Annotated in this window: 8 protein-coding genes; 2 read left to right on the plus strand and 6 right to left on the minus strand. The window is 69.6% G+C overall.

The features are described from left to right. The 5 genes from A9O63_RS07580 to A9O63_RS07600 form a co-directional block, all read right to left on the minus strand. Nucleotides 1-496, minus strand: a 496-nt coding sequence (locus A9O63_RS07580; protein WP_141703053.1) for an MmgE/PrpD family protein, incomplete at its 3' end; no start/stop codon positions are given. 2 nt (nt 497-498) lie between these two features. Then, complete coding sequence (locus tag A9O63_RS07585) at nt 499-1,230, minus strand: amino acid ABC transporter permease (protein WP_069331382.1); 732 nt, start codon at nt 1,228-1,230, stop codon at nt 499-501. Between the two features lie 4 nt (nt 1,231-1,234). Further along, complete coding sequence (locus tag A9O63_RS07590; protein ID WP_069331383.1) at nt 1,235-1,903, minus strand: amino acid ABC transporter permease; 669 nt, start codon at nt 1,901-1,903, stop codon at nt 1,235-1,237. Between the two features lie 60 nt (nt 1,904-1,963). Continuing rightward, entirely contained in the window at nt 1,964-2,806 is an 843-nt protein-coding gene (locus tag A9O63_RS07595) for a transporter substrate-binding domain-containing protein (RefSeq protein WP_069331384.1), read from the minus strand. A gap of 64 nt (nt 2,807-2,870) precedes the next feature. After that, nucleotides 2,871-3,623, minus strand: a complete 753-nt coding sequence (locus A9O63_RS07600) for an amino acid ABC transporter ATP-binding protein (RefSeq protein ID WP_009564043.1) — start codon at nt 3,621-3,623, stop codon at nt 2,871-2,873. A 217-nt stretch (nt 3,624-3,840) separates the two neighbouring features. Between A9O63_RS07600 and A9O63_RS07605 the strand changes: the two genes are divergently transcribed. Then, complete coding sequence (locus A9O63_RS07605; protein ID WP_069331385.1) at nt 3,841-4,839, plus strand: asparaginase; 999 nt, start codon at nt 3,841-3,843, stop codon at nt 4,837-4,839. Nucleotides 4,840-4,860: 21 nt separating this feature from the next. After that, nucleotides 4,861-5,586, plus strand: a complete 726-nt coding sequence (locus A9O63_RS07610; RefSeq protein ID WP_069331386.1) for a GntR family transcriptional regulator — start codon at nt 4,861-4,863, stop codon at nt 5,584-5,586. On the opposite strand, the gene A9O63_RS07615 is transcribed toward A9O63_RS07610, so the two are convergent. Then, nucleotides 5,567-6,016, minus strand: a 450-nt coding sequence (locus tag A9O63_RS07615; RefSeq protein WP_141703054.1) for a TOBE domain-containing protein, incomplete at its 5' end; no start/stop codon positions are given. The genes A9O63_RS07610 and A9O63_RS07615 overlap by 20 nt on opposite strands.

A 6,016-nucleotide genomic window follows, 5' to 3' on the forward strand; every position in this document is an offset into this window, starting at 1 on the left:
CGGCCGCCGCCGCCGCCCCGAAGCTGCCGAGCGCCGAGGTCGCGTGCCAGCCCGCCCGGTAGAGCGCGGGATTGGCCATGCTGCCCAGGGCCAGCATCATCCGGCAGCCGGTCACATAGCCGTCGAGGAGCATGGCCACCGGCGTTTCCGCGCGCGCGGCCAGCGCCAGCGCCGCGCCGAGGACCGGGGCCGAGAGATGGGCCATCGCCACCTCGGTCTCGTCATCGTCGAAATCGAGGAGGTGGGCCGCAAACCCCGCCATCAGCGCCACGTCCGACGCCGCTCCGTGCAGAGCGCTGCCGGGCAGGCGGGCGCGGCGGGGCTCCGCCGAAAGGCCGAGCGTCGCCGCGAGATCGGCCGCCCGCGGATCGGCGAGGCCCGCCAGCATCACGCCCAGCGTGTCGGCCAGGGGCCTGACCGCGGCCGCACGTTCGGCCGGGGTCACGGGCGCGGCGCAGAGCTCGGCGAGAGAGGCGAGGGAGGCAGGCGCATCCATCCTCAGGTCCTCACCGAGATGGCGGCGTCGATCTCATGCGCCCGATCCTCGGCCAGCGCCCCGCTCGAGGCGGAATAGGGCTTCAGGAAATGGCGCTCGATGCGCGCGCCCACCAGCGAGATCAGCGTGCAGAGGGTGAAATAGACCACGAGGATCGAACCGTAGACGAGATAGGCCGGGCTGCCGCCCTGCATGATGGTCGTCTGCTCGATCAGCACCTGGCCCGTGCGCAGCAGCTCCTGCGCCCCCACCACGGCGCCGAGCGAGGTGGCCTGCACGAGCGCGGTCAGAAGGCCCACATAGGGCGGCACGATCACCGGCATCGCCTGCGGCAGCGTCACGAGGAGGAGCGTCTTCACCGGGCCGAAGCCGAAGGCCGCCGCCGTCTCGCGCTGGCCCTTGCCCACGGAGGCGAGGCCCGCGCGCAGGATCTGCGCCCCGTTGGCGCCGCCCCAGACCGAGATCGCAAGGCAGCAGGACCAGAACGGATTGAGCCCGAGCCCCGTCATGGGCAGCATGAAATAGACGAGCAGCACCGTCACCATCAGGGGCAGGTCGCGCAGCAGCTCGACCAGCGCATAGCTCGCGCGGTTCAGAAGCCGCGGTTTCGCGGTGATGCCCATGGTGAGGAGGATGGCGCAGAAGGTGCCGCCCAGGGCCACGACCGCCGACATCTTCAGCGTCTCGATCAGCCCGCTCAGCAGGAAGACGCGATATTCAAAAAGCAGGTCCATGGGATCACCGTGACCCGTAGGGCCGGTTGAGGCGCCGTTCCAGCCGGTGCCCCAGCGCCGAGACGCCGAGGATGACGACGAGGTAGATGACGCAGATCGAGAGGAACATCTCGGTCGAGCGGAAGTCCTGCGCGATGCGGTCGACCGCGACGAAGGTCAGCTCCACGAGGCCGATGGCCTGCAGATAGGCCGAGTTCTTGATCGTGCCGACGACCGTGTTGAGCGTGGAGGGCAGCGCCGAGCGGAGCGCGATGGGCGCCACCACGAGCAGCGCATGGGGCAGCCGGCGCAGGCCCAGCGAGGCCGAGGCGTCGTGCATCTCGCGCCCGACCGAGGCGAGGCCTGCGCGGAAGCTCTCGATATGGAAGGCGCTGGCCCAGATGGTGAGGGCGAGCACCCCCGACCAGAAGATCGAGAGCGTGAAGCCGAGGCTCGGCAGGCCGTAGAAGACGAAGAAGATCTGCACGAGATAGGGCGTGCCGCGGATGAACTCGACATAGCCGCGCATGGCATAGGAGAGCGGGCGGATGCCCGAGACGCGCAGCGCGCAGCCGGCCAGCCCCAGAAGGAGCGAGAAGAGGATCGCGAGCAGGCTGACCATGAGGGTCATGCCCAGGCCGCGCATGAGGTCGGGGAAGGCCGCGAGGATATAGCCCCAGTCGATGACGGTCATGATCGGTCCGGTCCGGCGGGAGGGAAGGGCCGGGAGGCGCGGGCGCCTCCCGGAGCGGGATCAGATCTGCGGCGGCTCTTCGAGGAAGCCGCGCTTCATCACATCGACCACGGCCGGCTCCTCGACGAACTGCGGGATCACCGTCTCGTAGAAATCGTCCTTGCGCAGCTCGTCGAGCACCGCGTTGACGAAGGTCTGCAGCTCGGTCTCGCCCTTGCGCATCCCCACGCCGTTCACGCCGAGGTCGAGCCCTTCCTCGATCACGCGGAGCTTGGGATAGTTGCCGCCGAGCGTGTAGATCAGCCCGCCGTCGCCCACGAACCCGTCGGCGCGGCCCTGCATCAGCGCCTGCACCCCGTCGGCGGTGGTATTGAGCTGCACGATCGAGATGTCGGGGATGTTGGCCTCGAGCCACTTGATCTGCGAGGCGCCCTTGACCACCAGCACCGAGCGGCCCTGAAGGTCCGAGAGCTTCTGCACCGGGCTGTCGGCCGGGACGAGCACGTTCGAGGTGCCCCAGAAGTAGATGTTGGAATAGTCGATCACCTCCTGCCGCGCGGCCGTGCGGCCCAGCGTGGCGAGGATCAGGTCGAGCTTGCCCGCGTTCAGAGACGAGATGCGCGACTCGCTGGTGACGCAGGAGAGTTCCGCGCCCTCCTCCGAGCCGAAGGCATATTCGCCGATCTTCTTGGCCATCTCGATCTCGATGCCGCGCGGCTTGCCGTCGGGGCCGGAGGCGCCGAAGGGCGGGCTGTCGCATTTCACGCCGATGCGGATCTTGCCCGCCTTCTGGATCGCCTCGGGCAGGGGCGGCATGTCCTGCGCCACGGCGGCGGAGGCGGCCGAGAGCACGAGCGCCCCCGACAGGAGGAGCGAGGCGAGGCGGGTGCCGATCTTGGGCATGGGTCGACCTTTCTGCTGGAGTGGGAGGGGACTGGCCCCGGGTGGGCCCGATCCTTCTGCGGGATCAGTGCAGGATCTGACTGAGGAACAGCCGCGAGCGTTCCTCCTTGGGATTCGAGAAGAAGTCGTCGGGATGCGCGCTCTCGACGATGCGGCCGCGGTCCATGAAGATCACCCGGTCGGCGACCTGCCGGGCGAAGCCCATCTCGTGGGTCACGCAGATCATGGTCATGCCTTCCTCGGCCAGCGAGACCATCGTGTCGAGCACCTCGCGCACCAGTTCGGGATCGAGCGCCGAGGTGGGTTCGTCGAAGAGCATGATCTCGGGTTCCATGCAGAGCGAGCGCGCGATGGCCACCCGCTGCTGCTGGCCGCCCGAGAGCTGGCCCGGATATTTGCGCGCCTGATCGGGGATGCGCACCCGCTCGAGATAGCGCATGGCCCGCGCCTCGGCCTCGGCCCGCGGGGTGCCCCGCACCCAGCGCTGCGCGAGGGTGCAGTTCTCGAGGATCGTCAGATGCGGGTAGAGGTTGAAGTTCTGGAACACCATGCCCACGCGGCGGCGCACCTGCTCGATGTTGCGGCGCTGGTCGTTCACCTCGACGCCGCCCACGCGGATCGTGCCCGCCTGATGTTCCTCGAGCCGGTTGATGCAGCGGATCATGGTGGATTTGCCCGAGCCCGAGGGCCCGCAGACCACGATCTTCTCGCCGGGCGCGACAGAGAAGGTCACATCCTGCAGCACATGCATCTGGCCGTACCACTTGTTGACACGGTCGAAGGCAATGCCCTGCTCCGCTGCGCCTGTCCCGTCCATCCGTCCCCCGTCGTTGCTGGCCTGACTTGTCTCAACTTGTTTGACAAGTGAAACGTTTCCGAGGGGCATCTGTCAATCTGGATTCTGATGCTCCGCGCATTTTTCTGCAACAAGCTGAAATCGCGTGACTTCTCGCGGCAGATTGGGCAATCATCTTGTCAGACATCATGAAGCAGCCTGACTCGCGCCCCTCGGCGCAGGGCGGAAGGAGGAGGACATGAGCCGGCAGGAAGCGCACCGTCCGAAGGTGGCGGTGATCGCGGGGGGCGGGACGCTGACCGCGCTCGCGTCCGATCCGTTCGAGATCTGCGACTACGGGCAGGCGGGCAGCCTGACCGCGGCCCAGCTCATCGACCGCTGCGCGGCGATGGCCGACCGGGTGGCGCTGGTGCCGCTGGCGTTCGAACCGCGGCCGAGCTTCGACATGGGCCCCGAGCAGTGGGCTGCGATCTGCGGCCTCTGCGCGGCGGCGCTGGCCGAGGATCCCGGGCTTGCGGGCTTCGTGCTCACCCACGGGACCGGCTCGCTGGAGGAGGCGGCCTTCTTCCTGTCGCTCGTCTGGGACCTGCCGGTGCCGCTCGTGGTGACCGGGGCGCAGCGGCCGGCCTCCGCCCTCTCCAGCGACGGCTACATGAACCTCTTTCAGGCGGCGCTGGTGGCCGCGGAGCCGCAGGCGCGGGCCGAGGGCGTGCTCGTCGTGGCGCATGGCGAGATCCATCTGCCCTTCGAGGTGACGAAGACGGCGACCTTCGGCCTCGACACGTTCCGCTCGCCCGATCTGGGGCCGGTAGGCCTCGTCATCGGCGGGCAGGTGCGCTTCCTGCGCCCGGCCGCCCCCCGCGCGCCGCGGGGCGACTGGCGCAGCCTCAGGGCGCTGCCGCGGGTGGATATCCTCTATTGCCACAGCAGCGGCGACGCCTGCGCCATCGAGGCCTTCATCGCCGCGGGGGCGCAGGGTATCGTGGTGGCGGGCTTCGCACCCGGCTATGCCACGGGCGCGCAGGCCCGGCGGCTCGAGACCTGGGTGCGCGAGGAGGGCGGGGTGGTCGTCATGGCCTCGCGCGGCCACGGGCCCGTGGTGGCCAACAGCCGCAACGACGGCCACGGCTTCCTGCCCGCAGGCCGCGCCGCGCCGGTGAAGGCGCGGCTTCTGCTGCAACTCGCGCTGGCCGCCGGACGCGCGCCGGCGCAGATTGCACGGGATTTCGAGTTCTAGACCGACAAGGAGTCCAGCCGCATGGAGAAACCGCGGGAAAGCAATGTCGAGCGATTGCGCACGGGCATCCTCGAGATGATCGAAGAGTTGGGCCTCGGCTTCGGAGACCGGCTGCCGACCGAGAAGGAGATGGTCGAGCGCTTCCACATCTCGCGCCCCACGCTGCGCGAGGCGCTGAAGCTGCTGGAGCAGGAGGCGGTGATCGACAGCCATCAGGGCAAGGGCCGCTTCCTCGCCGCCGGCGCGCTCCTCAGCATCGCGCGGCCGATCACCAAGTTCGAGAGCGTCTCGCAGATGGTGAGCAGCCACGGCTACACGGCCGAGACGCGGCTTCTGGGCTTTTCGGCCGTGCCCGCCGATCCGGTGACGGCCGAGCGGCTGGCCGTGGCCGAGGGCACGCCCCTCGTCCGCGTCGAGCGGCTGCGCAGCTCGGGCGGCCAGCCGCTGGTCTATTCCGTGGACTGGCTGCCCCGCGCGCTCGTGGGCGAGGGGCTCGAAGGCACCCCCGACTGGAGCGGCTCGCTCGTGGCGCTCCTCGACCGGGGGGGGCGGCGGCCCGTGGCCTCGACCGCGAACGTGCGCGCCGTCCTTTTGCCCGACGAGGTGAGCGGGCTGCATGGGCTCGAGGAGTTCGGCCCGGCGCTGCTCATCGAGGAGGTCTGCTACGCGGCCTGCGGCACGCGCGTGATCTATGCGATGGACTATCACCGGGGCTCGGCCTTCTCCTTCAGCTTCGTGCGGAAGTAACCTCCGGGACCGCGGCTGCGGGCTCGGGGCGCAGGCTGCGCTCGTCCGCGCCGAAGAGGTGCAGGCTCTGGGCATCGGCCGTGAGCGCGATGGAGGCGCCCGCCGCAAGGTCAAGGACGCCCGGCAGCTTGGCAATCAGCGGCTCGGCCAGACCCTCGGCCTCGATATAGGTGAGCTGCACCTCGCCCAGCTGCTCGATATAGGAGATCCGCCCCACGAGGAGCGGCTCGCCCTCGGCCAGCCGCAGATCCTCGGGGCGGATGCCCACCTGCACCGTCTGGCCCGCAAGGCCCGCATCGAGCGGGAAGGGCGCCCGCAGCCCTCCGCCGGTGGCCAGGTCGAGCCGCGCGCCCTCGGGCCCGATCCGCACCGTGCCCGGGATCACGTTCATCGCGGGCGAGCCGATGAAGCGCGCGACGAACAGGTTCGC

The organism is Cereibacter johrii (assembly GCF_001720585.1).
GTDB classification, from domain to species: Bacteria; Pseudomonadota; Alphaproteobacteria; order Rhodobacterales; family Rhodobacteraceae; genus Cereibacter_A; species Cereibacter_A johrii.

Excerpts from the sequence above, each read along its gene's own strand:
- A9O63_RS07585 (WP_069331382.1), bottom strand. The coding sequence starts at position 1,230 with ATGGACCTGCTTTTTGAATATCGCGTCTTCCTGCTGAGCGGGCTGATC.
- A9O63_RS07590 (WP_069331383.1), bottom strand. The coding sequence starts at position 1,903 with ATGACCGTCATCGACTGGGGCTATATCCTCGCGGCCTTCCCCGACCTC.
- A9O63_RS07595 (WP_069331384.1), bottom strand. The coding sequence starts at position 2,806 with ATGCCCAAGATCGGCACCCGCCTCGCCTCGCTCCTCCTGTCGGGGGCG.
- A9O63_RS07600 (WP_009564043.1), bottom strand. The coding sequence starts at position 3,623 with ATGGACGGGACAGGCGCAGCGGAGCAGGGCATTGCCTTCGACCGTGTC.
- A9O63_RS07605 (WP_069331385.1), top strand. The coding sequence starts at position 3,841 with ATGAGCCGGCAGGAAGCGCACCGTCCGAAGGTGGCGGTGATCGCGGGG.
- A9O63_RS07610 (WP_069331386.1), top strand. The coding sequence starts at position 4,861 with ATGGAGAAACCGCGGGAAAGCAATGTCGAGCGATTGCGCACGGGCATC.